Annotated in this window: 20 protein-coding genes; 9 read left to right on the top strand and 11 right to left on the bottom strand. The window is 58.7% G+C overall.

Annotation, left to right across the window (positions count from 1 at the left end):
* Nucleotides 1-356: 356 nt before the first annotated feature.
* The gene (gene katG, locus ACR0CR_RS12610; protein WP_480599571.1) at nucleotides 357-2,558 is read right to left on the bottom strand and encodes a catalase/peroxidase HPI; all 2,202 of its coding nucleotides are present in this window, start codon (nucleotides 2,556-2,558) and stop codon (nucleotides 357-359) included.
* Between the two features lie 353 nt (nucleotides 2,559-2,911).
* Between katG and ACR0CR_RS12605 the strand changes: the two genes are divergently transcribed.
* Nucleotides 2,912-3,691: an aldolase/citrate lyase family protein gene (locus ACR0CR_RS12605; protein ID WP_480599569.1), complete on the top strand. Its 780-nt coding sequence runs from the start codon at nucleotides 2,912-2,914 to the stop codon at nucleotides 3,689-3,691.
* A gap of 15 nt (nucleotides 3,692-3,706) precedes the next feature.
* On the opposite strand, the gene ACR0CR_RS12600 is transcribed toward ACR0CR_RS12605, so the two are convergent.
* Together ACR0CR_RS12600 and ACR0CR_RS12595 are read right to left on the bottom strand one after the other, a co-directional pair.
* Nucleotides 3,707-4,690: a glycosyltransferase gene (locus tag ACR0CR_RS12600; protein WP_480599567.1), complete on the bottom strand. Its 984-nt coding sequence runs from the start codon at nucleotides 4,688-4,690 to the stop codon at nucleotides 3,707-3,709.
* A gap of 55 nt (nucleotides 4,691-4,745) precedes the next feature.
* A complete protein-coding gene (locus tag ACR0CR_RS12595) occupies nucleotides 4,746-5,603 on the bottom strand; it encodes an SDR family oxidoreductase (protein ID WP_480599565.1) in 858 nt (285 codons plus the stop codon).
* 87 nt (nucleotides 5,604-5,690) lie between these two features.
* On the opposite strand from ACR0CR_RS12595, the gene ACR0CR_RS12590 reads away from it, so the two are divergent.
* Nucleotides 5,691-6,323, top strand: coding sequence for a class I SAM-dependent DNA methyltransferase (locus ACR0CR_RS12590; protein WP_480599563.1), 633 nt, complete (start codon nucleotides 5,691-5,693; stop codon nucleotides 6,321-6,323).
* Nucleotides 6,324-6,347: 24 nt separating this feature from the next.
* Here the strand turns inward: ACR0CR_RS12590 and ACR0CR_RS12585 are convergent, their stop codons facing one another.
* Together ACR0CR_RS12585 and ACR0CR_RS12580 are read right to left on the bottom strand one after the other, a co-directional pair.
* Nucleotides 6,348-7,340, bottom strand: coding sequence for a sterol desaturase family protein (locus ACR0CR_RS12585; RefSeq protein ID WP_480599561.1), 993 nt, complete (start codon nucleotides 7,338-7,340; stop codon nucleotides 6,348-6,350).
* 12 nt (nucleotides 7,341-7,352) lie between these two features.
* Entirely contained in the window at nucleotides 7,353-8,108 is a 756-nt protein-coding gene (locus ACR0CR_RS12580) for a class II aldolase and adducin N-terminal domain-containing protein (RefSeq protein WP_480599559.1), read from the bottom strand.
* A gap of 108 nt (nucleotides 8,109-8,216) precedes the next feature.
* On the opposite strand from ACR0CR_RS12580, the gene ACR0CR_RS12575 reads away from it, so the two are divergent.
* The 7 genes from ACR0CR_RS12575 (at nucleotide 8,217) to msrA (ending at nucleotide 14,980) form a co-directional block, all read left to right on the top strand.
* Nucleotides 8,217-9,092, top strand: coding sequence for a LysR family transcriptional regulator (locus ACR0CR_RS12575; RefSeq protein ID WP_480599557.1), 876 nt, complete (start codon nucleotides 8,217-8,219; stop codon nucleotides 9,090-9,092).
* Nucleotides 9,093-9,237: 145 nt separating this feature from the next.
* Nucleotides 9,238-11,040 carry an adenine deaminase gene (ade, locus tag ACR0CR_RS12570; RefSeq protein WP_480599555.1) on the top strand — a complete coding sequence of 601 codons (1,803 nt, stop codon included), beginning with the start codon at nucleotides 9,238-9,240 and terminating at the stop codon, nucleotides 11,038-11,040.
* Nucleotides 11,037-12,500, top strand: a complete 1,464-nt coding sequence (locus ACR0CR_RS12565; RefSeq protein ID WP_480599553.1) for an AMP nucleosidase — start codon at nucleotides 11,037-11,039, stop codon at nucleotides 12,498-12,500. The genes ade and ACR0CR_RS12565 overlap by 4 nt, the downstream gene beginning before the upstream one ends.
* A 130-nt stretch (nucleotides 12,501-12,630) precedes the next feature.
* Nucleotides 12,631-12,918, top strand: coding sequence for an HU family DNA-binding protein (locus ACR0CR_RS12560; protein ID WP_170349467.1), 288 nt, complete (start codon nucleotides 12,631-12,633; stop codon nucleotides 12,916-12,918).
* Nucleotides 12,919-13,050: 132 nt separating this feature from the next.
* Nucleotides 13,051-13,929 (top strand): DMT family transporter, encoded by an 879-nt coding sequence (locus tag ACR0CR_RS12555; protein WP_480599551.1) that lies wholly within the window; start codon nucleotides 13,051-13,053, stop codon nucleotides 13,927-13,929.
* A gap of 95 nt (nucleotides 13,930-14,024) precedes the next feature.
* Nucleotides 14,025-14,471: a peptide-methionine (R)-S-oxide reductase MsrB gene (gene msrB, locus ACR0CR_RS12550; RefSeq protein ID WP_480599549.1), complete on the top strand. Its 447-nt coding sequence runs from the start codon at nucleotides 14,025-14,027 to the stop codon at nucleotides 14,469-14,471.
* Complete coding sequence (gene msrA, locus ACR0CR_RS12545; RefSeq protein ID WP_480599547.1) at nucleotides 14,471-14,980, top strand: peptide-methionine (S)-S-oxide reductase MsrA; 510 nt, start codon at nucleotides 14,471-14,473, stop codon at nucleotides 14,978-14,980. The genes msrB and msrA overlap by 1 nt, the downstream gene beginning before the upstream one ends.
* A gap of 41 nt (nucleotides 14,981-15,021) precedes the next feature.
* Here msrA and ACR0CR_RS12540 read toward each other — a convergent pair whose 3' ends face one another.
* The 6 genes from ACR0CR_RS12540 to ACR0CR_RS12515 form a co-directional block, all read right to left on the bottom strand.
* The gene (locus tag ACR0CR_RS12540; protein ID WP_480599545.1) at nucleotides 15,022-15,189 is read right to left on the bottom strand and encodes a YegP family protein; all 168 of its coding nucleotides are present in this window, start codon (nucleotides 15,187-15,189) and stop codon (nucleotides 15,022-15,024) included.
* 253 nt (nucleotides 15,190-15,442) lie between these two features.
* Nucleotides 15,443-17,446 (bottom strand): hydantoinase/oxoprolinase N-terminal domain-containing protein, encoded by a 2,004-nt coding sequence (locus ACR0CR_RS12535; RefSeq protein WP_480599543.1) that lies wholly within the window; start codon nucleotides 17,444-17,446, stop codon nucleotides 15,443-15,445.
* A 73-nt stretch (nucleotides 17,447-17,519) separates the two neighbouring features.
* A complete protein-coding gene (gene queG / locus ACR0CR_RS12530; protein WP_480599541.1) occupies nucleotides 17,520-18,557 on the bottom strand; it encodes a tRNA epoxyqueuosine(34) reductase QueG in 1,038 nt (345 codons plus the stop codon).
* A 72-nt stretch (nucleotides 18,558-18,629) separates the two neighbouring features.
* A complete protein-coding gene (gene fzlA, locus ACR0CR_RS12525; protein WP_480599540.1) occupies nucleotides 18,630-19,295 on the bottom strand; it encodes an FtsZ-binding protein FzlA in 666 nt (221 codons plus the stop codon).
* A gap of 58 nt (nucleotides 19,296-19,353) precedes the next feature.
* Nucleotides 19,354-20,094: a monofunctional biosynthetic peptidoglycan transglycosylase gene (gene mtgA / locus ACR0CR_RS12520; RefSeq protein WP_480599538.1), complete on the bottom strand. Its 741-nt coding sequence runs from the start codon at nucleotides 20,092-20,094 to the stop codon at nucleotides 19,354-19,356.
* A gap of 38 nt (nucleotides 20,095-20,132) precedes the next feature.
* Nucleotides 20,133-21,083 (bottom strand): Hint domain-containing protein, encoded by a 951-nt coding sequence (locus ACR0CR_RS12515; protein ID WP_480599536.1) that lies wholly within the window; start codon nucleotides 21,081-21,083, stop codon nucleotides 20,133-20,135.
* Nucleotides 21,084-21,093 lie beyond the last annotated feature (10 nt).

Here is a 21,093-nt window from a genome sequence, read left to right as displayed (position 1 = left end):
CCCAGTCTCTCCCGAGCGTCCCACCGTCTCTCCGATGCGTCCGCGCCGTTCCCAGCGCCCCAACAACAACCTCAGCTGCGCCGGTGAAGGGGTATTTACGGTTTGGGTCCGGGACCTGCAACCCCCATTTTGAAAAAACTTCACATTTTCCGCCACATTTCGCATGAAATTAATAAAAACAATAAGTTACCTTTAAATTTCCGCCATCCTAGCATCCCAATCATCCCTTTCAAGCGCCTCAAACCAGGTGAAATCCAGGAATCGCCACGGTCCTCAGCTTCGGGCACCTAGACTCGGCAAAAGAAAACGCCGCCCGGGTTTCCCTGGGCGGCGTGGTTTTGTGAGTGGCCGAGTGTTTACTTGAGGTCGAACCGGTCTGCGTTCATGACCTTGTTCCAGGCCGAGACAAAGTCGCAGACAAATTTGTCACCCGCGTCCGACTGACCATAGACTTCGGCCAGAGCGCGCAGTTGCGAATTTGAGCCAAAAACCAGATCGACTCGGGTACCGGTCCACTTGACCTCTCCGCTGACGCGGTCGCGGCCTTCATAGACCCCCTTGCCTGCGGGTTTCCATTCGGTGCTCATGTCCAACAGGTTGGTAAAAAAGTCTGTGCTGAGCGTCCCGACCCGATCCGTCAGAACACCGTGCTTGCTGTCACCGAAATTGGCACCCATCACACGCAGGCCACCGACAAGCGCCGTCATCTCGGGCGCGGACAGGGTCAGCAGTTGTGCGCGGTCAACCAGCAGTTCCTCGGGGGAAACGGTGTAGTCGGTCTTTTGGTAGTTGCGGAAACCATCGGCTATGGGCTCCATAACGGCAAAGCTGTCCACATCCGTCTGGTCCTGCGACGCATCGGTACGGCCCGGAGCAAACGGAACCTCGACATCCTGACCACCAGCCTTGGCCGCCTGCTCGATGCCTACGGCACCGGCCAGAACGATCACATCCGCCAGCGAGACCTTTTTGCCGCCCGACTGCGCATCGTTGAACGCCTTTTGAACGCTTTCCAGAGCGGCCAGCGTCTTGGACAGTTTCATCGGCTCATTCACATCCCAGTCTTTCTGGGGCGCAAGACGGATACGCGCGCCATTGGCGCCACCGCGTTTGTCCGAACCACGGAATGTCGAAGCCGACGCCCAGGCGGTCGAGACCAGCTCACCAACCGAAAGTCCGGTGGCCGATATCTTGGCCTTCAGATCAGCCACATCCGCGTCGTCGACCAGATCGTGATCCACGGCGGGAACGTTGTCCTGCCAGATCAGCTCCTCAGTGGGGGCTTCTTCACCGATATAGTTCGAGCGTGGACCCATGTCGCGGTGGGTCAGTTTGAACCAGGCGCGCGCGAAGGCATCGGCGAACTCGTCCGGGTTCTCATGGAAGCGCTTCGAGATCGGACCATAGATCGGGTCCATGCGCATCGCCATGTCGGCGGTGGTCATCATGGTTTTGACCTTTTTGGACGGATCATGCGCCGCCGGAGCCATGTCTTCTTCTTTGACATTCGCCGGCTCCCAGATCCACGCGCCCGAGGGGCTTTTGGTCAGGTTCCAGTCATAGCCGAACAGGAGGTCAAAGTACCCGTTGTCCCATTTGGTTGGGTTCGCGGTCCACGCACCCTCGATACCCGAGGTTGTGGTATCGTCACCTTTGCCGGACCCGAACTTGTTGATCCAGCCAAAGCCCATTTCTTCGATCGGTGCAGCTTCGGGTTCGGGGCCGACCAGCGCCGGATCGCCTGCGCCGTGCGCTTTACCAAAAGTGTGGCCACCCGCGACGAGTGCCACAGTCTCTTCGTCATTCATCGCCATGCGCGCGAAAGTCTCGCGAATATCGCGACCCGAGGCCAGAACGTTCGGTTCCCCATCCGGACCTTCGGGGTTCACATAGATCAGGCCCATCTGCACGGCGGCCAGCGGGTTTTCCAGATCACGCTCGCCCGAATAACGGCTGTGCGGTTGGTCGGAAGTGGCCAACCACTCGGTCTCAGCACCCCAATAGATGTCTTCCTCGGGCGCCCAGATGTCTTCGCGGCCACCGGCAAAACCAAAGGTCGTGCCGCCCATGGATTCGATCGCACAGTTCCCGGCGAGAATATAGAGGTCAGCCCACGAAATCTGGTTGCCGTATTTCTGCTTGATCGGCCACAGAAGACGACGCGCCTTGTCCAGGTTGCCATTGTCCGGCCAGCTGTTCAGCGGTGCAAAACGCTGGTTTCCGGTCGACGCCCCGCCACGACCGTCCGCCGTACGGTAGGTGCCAGCGCTATGCCAAGCCATTCGGATGAACAGACCGCCGTAATGTCCGTAATCTGCAGGCCACCAGTCCTGCGAATCCGTCATCAGCGCATACAGGTCTTCCTTCAGCGCTTTCATGTCCAGCTTTTTGAACTCTTCAGCATAGTTGAAATCAGCGCCCAGAGGATTCGAGGCCGGTGCATTCTGATGCAGCACCGAAATGTTCAGCTGGTTGGGCCACCAGTCGCGGTTCGACCGGGTCCCTGCGCCATGCATTACCGGGCATCCACCTGTGTTAGGGTTGTCACTTCCGTCCATTTCGATCTCCAATCCTGGCTGAGGCTAAGCGAAGTCTTGTTAAGCGCGATGCGGTGAGGATGACCAAGGATGGCCATTTCTCTGATCCCATACCTGTGGTCTGCGCGCGATTGCGCAAGGCGGCATGGTGCATCCTTTTGAAAAAAGCATCGACGACTCAATCTTGCTGTCTGATGCGGGTTCTAACAAATGAAAGCCATGCAAAAAAGTTTTCTTTTTTGATGGTAATCATAGCTTATTATTATCGATATACTGAAGCGCGATCATACCAGTCGCACTGCTATTTCCAGTCAAACACGCGTTGAGATGCGGCGGATGAACGTCTAAACCCTGTGCTGTACAGGGAGGACACGATGCCAGCACCAAAAAACACGTTCAAACAGGCCCTCAAGGAAAAGCGCCCACAGCTTGGGTGCTGGGTCGGAATGGCCGATCCTTACGCCGCCGAGATCACCTCAACAGCCGGGTTCGACTGGTTGCTGATCGACGGAGAACATGCGCCCAACGATTTGCGCTCAATTCTCGCGCAGCTCCAGGTCGTTCAGGCGTCACCGTCTCACGCCGTGGTGCGTCTGCCTGTGGGCGAGACATGGATGATCAAACAGGTTCTGGACGCGGGCGTGCAGTCAGTCCTTATCCCAATCGTCGAAAGCGCCGATCAGGCGCGCGAACTTGTGCGCGCGGTGACGTACCCACCCAACGGCATCCGTGGCGTCGGCGCGTCCCTAGCCCGAGCCTCGAAGTTCGGAGAGGTATCGGATTACACCCAGACCGCCGACGCGGAAATATGCTTGCTGGTGCAGGTCGAGAACCGGGCGGGTCTGGCTGCGCTGGATGAAATTCTCACGGTTGACGGCGTTGACGGTGTCTTTATCGGCCCCGCAGATCTGGCCGCAGATCTAGGGTATCCGGGCAATGCCGGTCACCCCGAGGTTCTGGATGCGATCTACGACGCTCTGACCCGAATCGTCGCCGCAGGCAAGGCCGCAGGTATCCTGACGCTTGATCCGGTGATGCAGCAGAAATGCGCTGATCTGGGTGTGACCTTTCTTGCGACCAATATCGATGTCAGCCTGTTTGCCAAGTCGGTTCGTCAGGCGGCGAAAGACGGTATGAAAATACTGCGCCGTTGACAGCCAAAGGCCCGGTCAATGGCCGCTGACTTTTTTATAAAGCGCTGATTTGTAACCAAAAGGGATACCCAAGACGCCGACCAACCATCCACTCGTGCGGGCGATCTGGATCAGGCGTTTGTCGGGCTGGAAGGGAAACAACAAGACCGCGCCCAGCAAGGCCACCACTCTGAAAGGTGCGGTCAGAATACCCACCACTGCGCTGGCCGGGCGTTTGTCCAACTTGCGGCGCATATGGGTGTTCGCCTGATCGCGGCCGCGCGCGGCCTGATACCAGAAGGACAGCCGCTCGGGCGGGATCGTTTCATAGACGAAGGCATCCGGCACCCAACCGACCGTTTTACCGGCGGCCACGGCCTCGGCGTAGAACTTCGCATCTGTCCCGCCGGTCATGCGCATGGTTTCATCAAACCAGAGGCCCGTTTCGCTGAACAGCCGCGTTTCCCCCAGCCAGTTATTGGTGACGATGGTGACTCCGCCGGTATCGTTGAGGCTGGATTTGCGCGCCGCGGCCTGTTCCTTATCCAGATACCGATTGCTGATGTTGCGCAGCATCAGCCGCTGCATCGGGGTTTCCTGCCCGGAAGGCTCAGCCGCGCGCAACGGTGCGCCCAGCAGAACAGCCGAGCTGGCGCGATACCCGGCGACCAGCTTATCCAGCCAATCCAGCGCGACGACCTCATCGTCATCCACAAAACACAACAGGTCAGAGCCAGCGGCCAAAGCTTCACGCGCAGCGCGGTTACGCCCAAATGGGATACCAAGTTCCGCTTCCAACACGTAATGAAGGTTGCCACCGTTGGGCAGGACTTCTCCAAACCCTTCAACGGTAGCCCGGCTGACCTCGGACGTATCATTCTCCACCACCAAAAAGCGGATTGTGCAGTCAGATGGAATCGTCAGCGCGCCCCAGCTTTGAATCAACGCCTCCAGCATTTCGGGGCGCTGCCGGGTCAGCGTGGATACAGTGATTTTCAAAGGCGCGGATCGCTTGTCCATCGGACCCCAATACTATTTGCGCCAAGTTGGTGACAAGCCTGAAAGCACGCTGCAATCAGGCCCGATCCTCCTGATGGTTGTGCAGTGCTTCCAGCCCGACCCGATAGTTTGGGTAAAGCAGAGTGACTCCCAACTCATCCTTAATGCGGTTATTTCGAACCCGCTTGTTCTCGTTGTAGAAACTGCGCGCCATCGGGGTCAGGTCCGCTTCATCAAACGGCACAGAAGGCGGCAAAGGCAATCCCTGCAACTCAGCCGCATAGCCGATCACGTCCTGAGGCGGAACCGGTTCGTCATCGCAAACATTGTATATCGCGCCCGGATTGGGGTGCTTCATCGAAGCCGCCAGAACCTGCGCGATGTCATCCACATGAATGCGCGAGAAAACCTGCCCCGGCTTGATGATCCGCCGCAACCCGCCGCGCTTGAGCTTTGAGAACGGGCCGCGCCCAGGGCCGTAAATTCCTGCCAACCGGAAGACATGCAAGGGCAGGTTCGGAATATCAGCCCATTGGGCCTCGGCCCTCACCCGCCAGCGGCCGCGCTCGGCGGTCGGGGTTGCGGGGGTTGCCTCATCAACCCAGTCCCCTCCGTGATCACCGTACACCGCCGTTGTCGACAAATATCCAACCCAAGCAAACTGCGCGGCACGCGCGGCGATCTCCTCCCGCAATTGCGCCAGCACCGGATCGCCATCCGCAGTAGGCGCGGTCGAGATCAACAGATGCGTCACCCCGTCCAACTTGGGGGCATGACCGGGCCAGACCATTGCCTCGGCCCCGGATGCGCGGATCGCGTCAAGCTGCGCTGCGTCGCGGGTTGTTCCGATGACGCGCCAACCCTCAGGCACCAGAGTGCGTGATAATGCGCGGGCGGAATAACCATGGCCGAAGGAGAACAGAGTTTGTGTCATACCCCTTTGATGTGCCGCCCCAACTTGGGATGCAAGCGCCGGATCGCCGCACTTGATTCGAATCCCCCCTTGGGCGTTCAATGAAGGATGAGCGACAAAACACCTGACCTGAAGGCAGCCTACGCCCTGAAAACGCCCGAGGATAACCGGCGTCTCTATGCGGAATGGGCCGGCGATTACGATGACGGTTTTGCATCGCGCGAGGATTACCAGTTGCACATCCAGACCGCTCGCGCTTTTGTCGGCGCAGGCGGTCAGGGACCGGTTCTGGATGTGGGCGCGGGCACGGGGCTTTGTGGCGCGGTGCTCGCCGGGTTGGGCGTCGGACCGATTGATGCAACCGATATCAGCGCCGAAATGCTGCAACAGGCCATGCGCAAGGATGTCTACCGCGATGCGGTTGAAGCGGATCTGAACGATGGCCTGCCGATACCGCGCGACAGCTATGCGGGAATTGTGTCCTCGGGCACATTCACGCACGGGCATCTTGGACCAGAAGTTTTGCCCGCCCTGCTACGCGTGTCCCGGCCCGGTGCGCAATTCGCTTTGTCGATCAACGCCAAACATTATCAGGCGCTTGGGTTTGCGGATGCGCTGCACAAATTGGCCGGTGATCAGATCGACAACCTGTCTCTGCCCGAGGTCCGGATCTACGGCGACCTGGCGGTAGGCCCTAACAAGGATGATCTTGCCCTGATCGCGATTTTTGAGAAGACCTGACCGCGAACTTACCCGCAGATCAGGCTACTTCGTATACATCTGCTTCTTGAATGCCCGCGTCCGCGTGGTCGCCTCGGCAGAGCCGTCATGATAAGTGCCGAACCACTTGTCGAACGGGATTTCAGAGGTGCCATAGTTGCACTCGAAATACCGGTGATGCAGCTGGTGGAAGAAGTCACCGGCGCGGGCGGCATCTGTCTCATTGGCCTTCAGTGTTTCAAAACCCGAATGCGACAGAATTGGGCTGACCTGCTGGAAATAGCTGTGAAACAGCAGGTGCAACGGGTGGGAAGGCACAATCAGGTGGATGAAATAGGTCGTGAAATACAACAGGTTTTCATACCAATGGTTCGAAATCCCCGACCACGGCCCGATATTGACATTGCGGTGATGCACGGCGTGGACGTGTTTATAGAGCTTGGGATGATGCTCTAACCGGTGCACCCAATAGAAATGCAGACCCGACCACATGGGGATGAACAGCATCCAGATCACAAACCAGACCGGCGCGCTGGCCCAGGTGATCGTCTGGACATAGCCATTGGCCATCGCCCAATAGATTCCCCATTGATAGATGGTTGCGACGGTCATCGCGCTGCCCAGAGTCCACCAGATATTGTCCCAGACCTGATTGCGGAAAGTGAAGGTACCGTTGTCGCGCGTCAGGTCACGGCGGTCGAACTTTTTATACATGCCCTGCCCTTTGCGCATGTACAGCCACCAGTGCAGGATGCCCGCAACCATGATCTGAGGCACCATATTCAATAGCCAGATGCGGAACATCCAACCCGGCGCGAAGCTTTGCATCGACTCTAATGCAGGGAAAAACAGCGCATACGCGGCGATCGCCAGAGCTAGACAAAGCGTCAGCGAGGTGATCGGCAACCATGCGCCCCGATACCAGTCGAAGACGGCTGTAGGGCGCGGGGGCCATGCGAACAAAGGGTTCAGACTCACCGGTCCTTCGGGATGGTAGTTCCAGCGGGCGGCTTCGGGATCCTGCGTGGCGTCGGTCATGGCGGTAACCTTCTATGTCGCGTAATCAGGGTCTTCGGCATCCAGGACGGCTTTGATCTCACGCAGATGTGCCTGTGCCTGATCGGGGTAGTCGTCCAGCTCTTGCGCGGTCTTCTCAGCGATCTCATCCGAGAGAACACGCAGCGGCTGACCCGTCTGCAATGCGCGGATATAGGTCTCGGCCGCGCGTTCAAAATAATAGAGCCTGTTAAAGGTATCCGCAGGGTCGCTGCCGATCACCAGAACGCCGTGGTTGCCCATGATCATGACCTTTTTTTGCGGGTCCGACAGCATCGACGCGCAGCGCTCACCTTCGCTTTCAAAGGCCAGTCCGCCGAACTCCTGATCGACCACATAGCGGTTGTAGAACGTCGCTGTATTCTGGTCGATCGGCAGCAAAGAGCTGTCGGCCAGTGAAGCCAAAACCGTCGCAAAGATCGAATGGACGTGCATGACACAGCGCGCATGCGGGCAGCGGCGGTGGATCGAACCGTGCAAACCCCAAGCCGTCGGGTCCGGCGCACCGGGCTGTTCCATAACGTCGGGGTCATTGGCATCCAGCAGCAGCAGGTTCGACGCCGTGATCCGTGCAAAATGCATCTGGTTGGCGTTCATCAGGAACTGCGTGCCGTCTTCGTTCACAGCAAGACTGAAGTGGTTCGCCACCGCTTCGTGCATATTCAGGCGCTCGGTCCAGCGGAAGGTCGCGGCAAGATCAACACGCTGGGGCCAGTGATCGATATTAGGACGCAGATTGGCGACGCTCATGGGTAGCTCCTGTTTCGGCTTGGCAAAAGCGTGCCCGCAGCACACGGGTTTGACCAACGAAAAAAACGCAACTATCTCATTAGTGAAACTTATGGGAAGGTTATGCTCATGCAGAAACAACTGCCTCCGCTGGGTTGGTTGCGCACATTCGAAGCCGCCGCCCGGCATCTGTCCTTCACCGGAGCGGCCCGCGACCTAAATATGACGCAAAGCGCGGTCAGCCAGCAAATCAAGTCGCTGGAAGGATATCTCGGCCAACCGCTTTTTTTGCGCCGCCCGCGTGCCTTGGAACTGACCGAGGCCGGAATCACCTATCTTCCAGTCGTGCGCGAGGCGTTTCGAACGCTGGTACGCGGCACGCAGGCGGTGACAGGTGCGCAGCAGAATGCGGTTCACGTGCAAAGCAACATCACCTTTGCAGTCAACTGGCTTGCGCCGCGCCTGCCGCAATTCCGAGCGGAACATCCTGATGTGCATCTAAATATCTTCACCGAACTTTGGGAACCGCGCGAAATGGCCGAAGGGGCCGCGGTCGAAATCCGCTATTCCCTGCGGCCATCGGATACGGTCCGGACCGAGTTGCTGCGGACCGATCACTATTATCCCGTCTGCGCACCGGACTACGGCGTCACTTTGGATGGTCTGCAGCGGTGCCCCTTGTTTGACTGCTCGAATCTTCTGTCGAATTGGCAGAGCTGGATCGAAGATCAGGGTCTAATATGGGAAAACCCGCCGATCACGTATGCTACGACCTATCTTGTCAGCCTTTCGGTCGCGATGGCCGGAGGTGGGCTGTGCCTGACCCATGATACAATCGCACGCGATCTGATCAGACAGGGTCGGTTGGTCGCTCCGTTCGAACATCGCGCAGCGATGCCCGAAGCCTATTATCTGCTGCTGTCACCGCAGGCCGAGGAAACGCCGGGCGCTGTGGCCTTCGCGGATTGGGTGCGGCGCGAGATTGCGGCGGATGTGTCGGAATAAGCAGGGGTGCTCCCGCCCATCGTCAATGCCCCCTGCGGGGCATCTCCTCTGGTTGGGCCTGGCAGCGCTGACGCGCTGCGTGACGGTTTGATGATAGCTGTTCGGCAGGGGTTGCACCTTTCTCGCCATTCATGAAAGTTGAGCCATGGAATACACTCCTTTCCCAAGTTGGCCCGATGTTGCCCCCCGTTTGATCTCAGTCGCTGCTGGCCGCGAGGCCGCTGATCTGGTGGTTCGGGGCGGTATCTGGGTGAATGTGCACAGCCGCGAGGCTTTGCCGGATCATGACATTGCCATTGCAGAAGGGCGCGTTGCCTATGTCGGGCCGGATGCGTCCCATTGCATTGGCCCCGAGACGCAGATCATCGAAGCGCAGGGGCGCTACATGTTGCCCGGGCTTTGCGACGGGCATATGCATATCGAATCCGGCATGCTGACCCCGGCAGAATTCGCGCGCGCCGTGATCCCTCATGGCACCACCAGCATGTTCACCGACCCGCACGAAATTGCCAACGTGCTGGGGCTGGAGGGCGTGCGGATGATGCATGACGAGGCTCTGATGCAGCCGGTGAATATCTTCACCCAGATGCCATCCTGTGCGCCCTCGGCACCGGGGCTGGAAACCACCGGCTATGAAATCACACCCGAGGATGTGGCTGAGGCGATGTCATGGCCCGGCATCATCGGACTAGGTGAGATGATGAATTTCCCCGGCGTGATTCACGGCGACCCCAAGATGCTGGCCGAAATGGCCGCTACCCAGCGCGCAGGAAAAACTGTAGGCGGACACTACGCTTCACCCAATTTAGGGCCTGATTTTGCGGCTTATGTAGCCGGCGGCCCGGCGGATGACCATGAAGGCACCTGCGAAGCCGACGCCATCGCGCGTGTTCGGCAGGGCATGCGATCGATGATGCGGTTGGGCTCGGCGTGGTACGACATTGAAAGCCAGATCACCGCCGTGACGGAAAAGGGTCTGGACCCGCGCAACTTCATCCTGTGCACCGATGATTGCCATTCGGGCACGCTGGTCAAGGACGGGCATATGAACCGCGTGGTGCGTCACGCGATTGCCTGCGGCTGTGAACCGCTGGTCGCGTTGCAAATGGCGACGATCAATACGGCGACACATTTCGGGCTGGAACGTGAGATTGGCTCGATCACTCCAGGACGGCGTGCGGACATCATTCTCAGTTCGAACCTGACTGAGTTGCCCATCGAAATGGTCATCGCACGCGGTCAGGTCGTGGCCGAGAATGGCGAGATCAAAGTGGAGTGCCCGCACCTGAACTGGCCCGCGACGGCGCGAAACACGGTGCATCTGGGCCACGCTCTGACCGATACGGACTTTGAGATCAAAGCGCCGCCCGGTGCGAACCGCGTACAGGCCAATGTGATTGGTGTGGTGGAAAATCAGGCTCCAACAAAGGCTTTGAAGTCCGAGTTGCCCATTATCGGCGGGTTGGTCGAAGGTGAAGGAGATGTCTGCCAGATCGCCCTGGTCGAACGCCACCGCGCGACGGGCGGTGTGACGAACGCCTTTGTCTCGGGCTTTGGCTATGAGGGGCGGATGGCGATGGCCTCGACCGTGGCCCATGACAGCCATCACATGATCGTCGTCGGAACCGACCGCGATCAGATGGCCCTGGCCGCGAACCGGTTGGCCGAGGTGGGCGGCGGCATCACCATCTTCCGCGACGGTCAGGAACTGGCGCTGGTGGAACTGCCCATTGCAGGCCTGATGTCCGACAGCCCGGCCGCTGACGTGGCCGCCAAAGCCGAACAGATGGTTGAGGCGATGCAGGCCTGCGGCTGTCAACTGAACAACGCGTACATGCAGCACTCATTACTGGCTTTGGTCGTGATCCCGGAACTGCGGATTTCCGACCTTGGGCTGGTGGACGTGCGCACATTTGAAAAGATCGACCTTCTGGAACCGCTTGCATGACAATAATAAGAACACCCGACGTCCCGAACCCCGAGAAATTCACCGACCCGGCCGCGGCCGTCACCCGGTTGGAAGAGCTTTACGAAGTGGCGACCCGCTTTCTGTGCGACAGCTTTGGCAAAGCGATGGAGCAAGGTACACCAACCGAACGATTCAGGGCCTATTACCCGGAGATTCGGATCAAAACCTCCTCCTACGCGCAGGTGGACAGTCGCCTGAGCTTTGGGCATGTCTCGGAACCCGGCACGCACGCGACCACCGTGACGCGACCCGATTTGTTCCGGTCGTATCTGACGCAACAGATTGCTCTTCTGATCAGAAATCACGACCAACCGGTAACGATCGGGGCCTCGGACACGCCGATCCCGGTCCATTTCGCCGTAGCCAATAACCCAGACCTGGTGGTTCCGCATCAGGGCGCGGCGGGGTTCACGCTGCGCGATGTCTTCGATGTCCCCGATTTGACCACCACCAATGACGACATCGTCAATGGCGTGCATGATCACGAGGACGGAGACGGCCCGCTGTCGCTGTTCACGGCCCAGCGCGTGGATTATTCGCTGGCTCGGCTGGCGCATTACACGGCGACCGATCCCAGCCATTTCCAGAACCATGTTCTGTTCACCAACTACCAGTTCTACGTCTCGGAATTTGAAAACTATGCCCGCGAGCAACTGGCCGATCCGGACAGTGGATATACCAGTTTCGTCTCGACCGGAAATGCCGAGATCACCACTGCGGACGGCGCGTTGGAGCAGCCGCTAAAATTGCCTCAGATGCCAACGTATCACCTGAAGCGCGAAGATGGCTCGGGGATCACGCTGGTCAATATCGGCGTCGGCCCGTCGAATGCCAAAACCGCCACTGACCACATCGCCGTGCTGCGCCCGCATGCCTGGCTGATGGTTGGTCACTGCGCAGGGCTGCGGAACACGCAGGCTCTGGGCGATTTCGTGCTGGCCCATGCCTATCTGCGCGAGGACAAGGTGCTGGATGACGACCTGCCCGTCTGGGTGCCGATCCCGCCGCTGGCCGAGGTGCAGGTGGCGCTGGAACTGGCGGTGGAAGAGGTCACCAAGCTTGAAGGCTATGAGTTGAAGCGGATCATGCGCACCGGCACCGTCGCCTCGGTCGACAACCGCAACTGGGAATTGCGCGACCAGTCCGGCCCGGTTCAACGGCTCAGCCAATCCCGCGCCATCGCGCTGGACATGGAAAGCGCGACGATTGCGGCCAATGGCTATCGGTTCCGGGTTCCATATGGCACTTTGCTCTGCGTATCCGACAAGCCGCTGCATGGGGAATTGAAGTTGCCAGGAATGGCATCCGAGTTCTATACAACGCAGGTCAGCCGCCATCTGGCCATCGGAATTCGGGCAATGGAGCACCTGCGCGGCATGCCGTTAGAGCGTCTGCACAGCCGGAAATTGCGTTCTTTCGACGAAACGGCCTTTCTCTGAAGCAAAAAAGCAACGAATTCCCCCTATTTTTGGGGTTTTTGGCGCTACTATTCGTTGTGTTCGATCACAATATCCCGTTACAGTTACGCGGTGAGGCCCTATGTATCGGGCACGTTAAGGAGACCAAGAAATGGCAAAGCCTATGACAAAGACTCAGCTGGTGGCTGCTCTCGCTGAGGAAATGGGAACTGACAAAAAAGCCGCCAACGCGGCGCTTGAGGCCGTAACCGGCCTGATCACCCGCGAAGTATCCGCTGGCGGCGCGGTGACCCTGCCGGGCGTCGGCAAAATCTACTGCCGTGAACGCCCCGAGCGTATGGTGCGCAACCCTGCCACCGGCGAACAGTTCAAGAAAGAAGCTGACAAGGTGGTCAAGATGACCATCGCCAAAGCGCTGAAAGACAGCGTCAACGGCTGATCTTTCCGGCCACGGCCAAACGACATCAGGGGTCGCCTCGGGCGGCCCTTTTCTGTTTCCCACACAGATTGATTACTTGCGAAGGCAAGAAATTTCGGAAACAGTCGCCTCGATTTCACGAGGGGATTGGATATGGACCTGCGCGCCATTGGCATGGGGCTGATCTTCGCCCTGATCTGGTCATCGGCCTTTACCTCGGCACGGATCATTGTCGCGGATGCATCGCCACTGTTTTCGTTGGCGCTGCGCTTTCTCATCTCGGGTCTGCTGGGGGTCGCGATTGCTCGCGCAATGGGGCAAAGTTGGCGGCTGACACAAGGCCAGTGGTACGCGACCATTCTGTTCGGCGTCTGCCAGAATGCCCTGTATTTGGGTCTTAATTTCTACGCGATGCAGACGGTCGAGGCTTCGGTCGCGGCCATCATCGCCTCGACCATGCCGCTGCTGGTCGCGCTGGCAGGCTGGGTATTGCTGGGCGAGCGGCTACGATTTTTTGGGATAATCGGGTTGCTGGCAGGTTTTGTCGGGGTCGCATTGATCATGAGCAGCCGGATCAGCGCCGGCGTGGACCTGTTCGGCGTCATCCTCTGCGGGGTCGGCGCGCTGGCGCTGACCTTTGCCACGCTCGCCGTGCGTGGTGCGACATCGGGCGGCAACTTCATGATGGTGGTTGGTTTGCAGATGCTGATCGGGTCCGCCGTCCTGTTCATCGCGGCGCCCGTGTTTGAGACAATTCATATTCACCTGACGGTACCTCTGGCGCTCGCCTTCACCTATACAACGCTGTTTCCGGGTTTGCTGGCGACGCTCATCTGGTTTCATTTGCTGGACCGGATCGGACCCATTCGCGCGGCCACGTTCCACTTTCTCAACCCGGTTTTCGGCGTGGCGATCGCAGCCATACTGCTCGGCGAGAAACTCGGTCCGCTGGATGCCATTGGTGTGCTGATCACTACTCTTGGAATTCTGGCCGTCCAAATGTCGCGGCAACCTGCAACAAAACCAGCCTGATCGTTGCACGTCTGCGCGAGGCCGCTTTAGCGACCTTGGCATTCCCTGCGAGAATACCATTTAATGTAGGCAAAGACCCAGATTCGGAACGCGCCATGACCCGTTATACCAAAAACCCCGAAGCCATCGCCGCCCTGTCCCCGGAAGAATTCCACGTCACGCAACGCAGTGGTACAGAACGTCCGGGCACCGGCAAGCTTTTGAACAACAAAGAGCCGGGCATCTACGTGGATATCGTATCCGGCGAGCCCTTGTTCGCATCGACGCATAAATACGAATCCGGTTGCGGGTGGCCCAGCTTCACCAAGCCCATCATTCACGAGCATGTCGAAGAGTTTCGAGACAGCACATTGGGAATGATCCGCACCGAAGTCCGCTCGAAACACGGCGACAGCCATCTGGGGCATGTTTTCCCCGACGGGCCGCGCGAACATGGTGGCCTGCGATACTGCATCAACTCAGCCGCCTTGCGGTTCATCCATCGGGATGACATGGAGGCCGAAGGCTATGCTGAATACCTGACTCATGTGGAGGATATCTGATGACCGATGAACGCGCTGTTCTGGCCGGGGGCTGCTTTTGGGGCATGCAGGACTTGATCCGCAAACTGCCCGGCGTATCCCGCACCCGCGTCGGATATACTGGTGGCGACGTGCCCAACGCGACCTACCGCAACCACGGCACCCATGCTGAAGGGATTGAGATCTTCTTCGATCCCACCAAGATAAGCTATCGCGAGCTTATGGAGTTTTTCTTCCAAATTCATGACCCGACCACGGTGAACCGCCAAGGAAATGACCGCGGTATGAGCTATCGATCGGCGATCTATTACGTCGATGAGGCGCAAAGGCAGGTGGCGTTGGACACCATCGCTGATGTAAACGCCAGCGGCATTTGGCCGGGCGCGGTTGTGACCGAGGTCGAACCCGTCGGTGATTTCTGGGAGGCCGAGCCCGAGCATCAGGACTACCTTGAGCGTATTCCAAACGGCTATACCTGCCATTTCCCACGCCCGGATTGGGTCCTGCCCAAACGCGACGCGGCTGAATAGCCGAGAATAGGCGGCGCGAAAGTTCTGCGCCGCCTAAGTTTCTACTCATAAACGGGTGCGTTACCCGATCCTTTTACCAACCTGATTCCGTTCAGAGCGTCAGATTTATTCCGGTATCCTTCGCTTGAATCCGCGATGGTCAGGTGATTGGCGGCTTTGAGTGTCCAACGCCAATCATCGGAGCGATCACGATAGATTCTAAAGTACATAGCAGTACTCCTTACGTTGCGCGGTGAAGTGCCGCGCGATTAAAGAATGCTGCTTTGCGCTTGACCGATCACACTTGATCATGTGAATCTAGCAGTGTGTTTAGCGACACGGTCCGTTGCAATGCAGCGGCTAGCGCTCGGGAATCCCCGAGCGCTTTTATTTTATCCACAGTCCCCCTACGAGTCGAATCTAAATTTAGTGGCGTCCGCTACGAGTGGTATGTCAGTGTGCAACTCCGGCAACTTGTAGTATCTAACCGGTCGCCATCCTCGGTCGGCCGCTGGCCTCGACCGTTAGCATCGCTTCGACGAAAACCTCTTGCGCCTCAATGCGGGCGGTTCGGATATCCCGGTCTACGACAACCCGGATATCTGCGGCGCCCGCCCGTCGTACCGCGCCTTCAGCCTCGGCGCGCAGTACGGATTCCAGCAACGCCAGTGCCTCATCCGAGTTGCCAAAATCCTGCGGTCCATCCTCAAGGTGAACCCGATAACGGCCTTCGGACGGCGATGTTACGGTACCGGAGCGACGGAGGGTCAGACGACCAACCATAGCCCCGATCGCATTGGCCACGCCCGTATGCTCTGGCAGGATCATCTGGCAACGCAGCCGTTCTCCAACCGCCGGATAGTAGCTGGGGGCCGAAGCTCCAAGTCCGATCACATCCACATTCAGCGCCGTATCCAAAGCCAGCAGCCCGCGATGCTGGCCCAACCCCTTTTGGGTCAGGACATGGCGCGCCAATTCTTCTGGCAACAGGCCAAAATCAGTGGCTTCTTCGGCAAATGCAGTCTCTAACAGGGTCAAAGCGGTTTGTTCGGTCAACTGATCAATGATCATTTGCGCCAGTGCCTCGGCCGACGCGGCCAGCACATCCCCCGTTCCAACACGTTTGCGCGCCACCAGTTCCAACGCTTTGCGCGCGGCATCCGCGTCCCAGGCGTCCAGACGTCCCAATACGTGGCTGGCATCCGAAGGTGTGACGCCCGAGACCTGTACGATCCCGCGATCCACAAGCCGGGTCAGGGCCCCATGTTCCATGCGCGTGCGCAGCAAATCGGCCAGTGGCATGACCCGATCACCCAACCGTTCCAACAGGCTGTCTTCCCGCGCGCCCAAACCCTCGGCATGAATGCCCGGTACACGACGTGCGAACCGCGTGTCATGCTCTCCGACCGTCGTGGCACGCAGTTGCGCATCCAATGCGGCATGAACAACATCCGGAGCTTCAGCGGCGATCAGCGACACCGGCAAGACACGCCTTGGACCAAGAAAGACCCCGCCGCTTAGCCCCTGGGTGACCACATGTACCTGACTGTCGCCGCCCAAGCCGTGGGTGCGCATTGCCACCGCCTCGACCATTGTCCGGAAACCGCCAACCCGTGCTCCCGCCGGGTCAATCGCAGGCTTGCCGTCGCGGATCAGTGCGACGTCCGTGGTTGTACCACCAATATCCGACACCAGTGCATTCTCGGCACCGGTCAGCCAGCTGGCCCCGACGATCGATGCGGCCGGACCGCTCAGGATCGTTTCAATTGGTCTTTCCCTTGCCTGCTCGGCGCTCATCAACGCGCCATCGCCGCGAACAACCATCATGGGGGCCGTAATGCCCAGCGCAACCAGTTGATCCTGCGCGCGCCCGATCAAACCATCAATCATCCCGATCAAACGCGCATTCAGCACCGCGGTCACAGCCCGTTTCGGGCCGTTCAGCCGGGCCGACAAATGATGTGAACATGTCACCGGAGCACCGGTTGATTCCGTTATGATACGCGCCACTTCCAGTTCGTGGCTCGGATTCCGCGTGGCGAACTGCGCAGCAACGGCAAAGCCCGAAATGCCCTTGTGAGAGTCTAAAAACGTCCGCAGTGACTCTGTGTCCAAAGCCATAGCCTCACCACCGGAATGCGTGTGACCACCCGCAATCACCAGCGTCGGATCACCTTTCAAAGCCGCTTTCAATCCATGCTTTTCCAGATCGGATTCCTTGAAACCGATATAGATCAACGCGACGCGCCCACCCTGCCCCTCAACCAGCGCATTGGTCGCCAAAGTCGTCGAGAGGGATGCCATTGAGATACGGTCTGCAGACACCTGCGCCTGTTCCAAAACAGCCGAAACAGCCTTGCCTACTCCGATCGCCAGATCTGAGCGCGTGGTCAGCGACTTGGCCGAGGCGATCACTTCTTTCTCATCCTGGATCAGAACAGCGTCCGTGTAGGTTCCGCCCGTATCCACGCCCAAAGCCAGCGCCATCTGGTACTCCTGTTTCCTTCGTTGGACATGGGTGTAGCGGTCTGAACCGGCACGTCCAGCCTGTTTGCGGCACCTAAGACAGTTGATTCACCGCCCAGCGCGCTGCGTCCGCGACAGCCGGGTCCGTATCATCGGTCAAACCTTGCGCCACTGATCGCAAGGAAGCCAGCCCCGAGTTTCCGATGGCATAGAGCACATTGCGCACGAACCGGTCCCGACCGATCCGTTTTATAGGCGAGCCCGAAAATCGCGCCCGGAATGCCGCGTCATCCAGCCCTGCAAGCTCTGCCAGTGCCGGGGCCTTCAGGTCCTCTCGGGCAGCGTAACGCATATCACTTGCGGCCACGGCGAACTTATTCCACGGACAGGCCGCAAGACAATCATCGCACCCGTATATCCGGTTGCCCATTTTGCGGCGCAGTTCCTCGTTGACGGGACCTTTGTGTTCGATGGTCAAATAGGAAATGCAGCGCCGCGCATCCAATTGGTAGGGCGCGGGAAACGCGTCGGTCGGGCAGGCCTCCAGACACGCGCGACACGATCCGCAATGATCGACCTCTGCCATATCCGACGGCAGATCCAATGTGGTAAAAACAGACCCTATAAAGGCCCAATTGCCCCAATCCCGGCTGACCAGATTGGTGTGCTTACCCTGCCAACCCAGCCCGGAAGCCTGACCCAGTGCCTTTTCCGGAACAGGGGCTGTATCGACAAACACCTTCACCTCTCCGCCCGCCTCGGCGATCAGCCACCGGGCCAGCCGTTTGAGGCGTTTCTTCACCAGATCATGGTAGTCCTTGTTCTGGGCATAAACAGAAATCGCGCCACACTTAGAATGCTTCAAAATCTCGGTCGGATCGTGCTCGGGTGCATAACTTTCCGCCAGCATGATCACCGACCGGGCTTCGGGCCACAGCGCCGCCGGATTGCCCCGCCAATGGCTCCGTTCGGCCATCCACCCCATCTGCCCATGATATCCGGCCTGCAAAAACGCCCGAAGCCGCGCAGGAACCTCGGGCACGTCCCAGGGGCGGCACACCCGACAAGACACAAACCCCTCGCTCAGAGCCTGCGCCACCAGCTTTTCCTTCAAACCCGATCCGCTCTTCATCTGGCCAAAAATATCCTCGGGGGGATCGCGCCCCGGCGCGATGGGGGGCAGACAGCCCCCCGGGCCACCCTATCAGAAATCCAGATCAGCGTAATGGGCGGGCGGACGAAACCCAGGGACCTGATCCGCGAGTATTGACCGGAATGCAGGCCGCGACTTGATCTTCGCATACCAGTCTTTAACGGCCTGAGACCGATTCCAATCCACATCCGAGATGTAATCCAGCGCCGACAAATGCGCTGCTGCCGCAAAATCCGCCAGTGTCATTTGATCCCCTGCCAACCAGCGCCGTTGATCCAACAACCACGACATGTAATCCAGGTGATACTTGATCGCTCGCGCACCTTCTTTGACGTTTTTGCTGTCCGGATAACCCTGCCCCGTGACTTTCTTGTTCACGCGCTCATACAAAAGCTTGGATGTGACTTCGTGATGGAATTTGTCGTCAAACCATCCGACCAACCGCCGCACCTCGTATCTGGCTTCGGGCTTTTTCGGCATCAAAGACGGCTCGGGACGCGTTTCTTCGATATACTCGCAAATGGCCGCGCTTTCGGACATGATCTGCCCGTCCAATCTCAGAACCGGGACCTTTCCGGCCGGGTTGCGACGCAGGAAATCTGGATCCTGTTCCCAGTATCTTTCTTCGACCAGTTCAACCTCGATCTTCTTTTCGGCCAAAGACAGGCGAACCTTGCGACAGTAGGGGGACAGGGGGACGTGAAACAGACGCGCCATGGGCTTCCAATCGAACCAGAGAATACCCTTCAGCAATAGCCCTGTAGGGGCTTTGGTTTCAATCCTCGAAACAGTCTGCGCGACCATCTGCGCGGATGGTGGCCGCTCCGTCCAGGATTGAGGCCGCGCGGCGACGCGTTCGAGTCGTCGGATCTGTGACAGATCTGTTGCGCGGCGACGGTAGGATCGCAGCAAGCCGTGCAGCCTGGACCGGGGTCAGATTGGCAGCCTCGACCCCGTAATACTTGCGGGCCGCCGCCTGTACCCCGAACACACCCTGCCCGGTCTCAGCGACGTTCAGATAAACCTCAAGAATCCGCTTCTTGCTCCAGACGATCTCAACCACAGGGGTCATCGTTGTCTCCAATGCCTTGCGCACCCAACTGCGCCCCTGCCAAAGAAACACATTCTTGACCACCTGTTGCGAAATGGTCGAAGCACCCCGGCTGCCCCCATCCTCAAGCGCGTCCCGGATGGCCTCAACGTCAAAGCCCCAATGCAGGCAGTAATTCGCATCTTCTGCCGCAACGACCGAGCGTGCCATAATCGGGGCGATGGATTCGATCTGCACCCATTCCCGGTCAACCTTGCCCAACCGCCGCCATTCCGACCAGATCGTATGCGTGATCGGTGGATTGACAACCGAATACAACAAAACCAAAGCGACAAACAAAGCGACACAGGCCAGCACACCCCGAACGGCCCATCGTCTGATCCAGACGAACGGCGCGGACAATGGGTTTGACTTGGTTGCCTTCTTCTTTTTACCGCGCGATCTGCGCGCTGCTTTCTGAGCCATGCCTTGCTATACGCCGCGACCCGGCATTTTGAAACGCATTAATGGGCGATAAGCCTGCCTTCGCGCGGACGCACGACGGGACGGGCCATTTTCACAGCATCTACACCTTTTTCCGCCAATTCCGGGAACAACGCCAGAATCTCGGCCTGAGTTCGCCGCTCTGATTGGGAAACCGCATGTCCGGGATAATAGCTTTCGCTTTTGGCCCCGTTCGCGATCACGATCTCATGTCGCTTGAACAGCAGGTGGATATATTCAACCTCGCCGCCTTCGACCCGTGTCACGGTTTTTCCGTTCACAAGGCAATGGGCGGCGATCAAGACTTCGGCGTGCCCATAGAGATAGGGCGCGCGCCAATCGTCGATCAGCATTCGGTGCTGCGGAGAAACGACCAGCGGCTGCGTCAGCCCAAACATTCCGGCCTCAAATCGGATCGGTGCGAACTTGCCTTCTGCGTTGACCTTGGTTCTGCCGATCCAAAGCAGGGGTTTTGCGCCGCTATCCGCAGTGCTCACCAGATCGCCGGGTTGCAAATCTTCCACCAAACGGGGCCCGTCCGGTGTGTCGATCAGGGTTCCGGGTGTAAAGCATGGCGGACCGAGGTCGCCATTGGCAATATCCACCGAGCCAAAGGATGCGCCATTGTCGCTGAAATCGGTGACGGATGAGGACACGAACGTGCCCTGCTGCAGCACCTGACCATCTGTTGGCGTAAACACCTCACGCCCATCGGCCAGATAAAATGTGACGCCGGTATACGTGACCTGTGTCCCGTCAGGCAGTTCGATCGTGACGATGTCGTCGAAATACGAGGCCGTGATGTCCTGTCCGTCAACGGAGTCATTGTTCAGCCGGTTGATGAGATCGTCATCGTTCTGGTCGACAATGTCAAAGACTTGGACGTTTAGAGTCGTGCCAACCGTCGTCCCATTGGCGCCCGGGTTGGCCGGGTCCAGCACAAAGAACTGGTCCGTATAGGTCGTTGGCATCCTGTAACTC

It is taken from the genome of Ruegeria sp. AM2 (genome assembly GCF_056540685.1).
The sequence above is the reverse complement of the archived record's forward strand: the minus strand, read 5'-3'. Positions and strand labels throughout refer to the sequence as shown.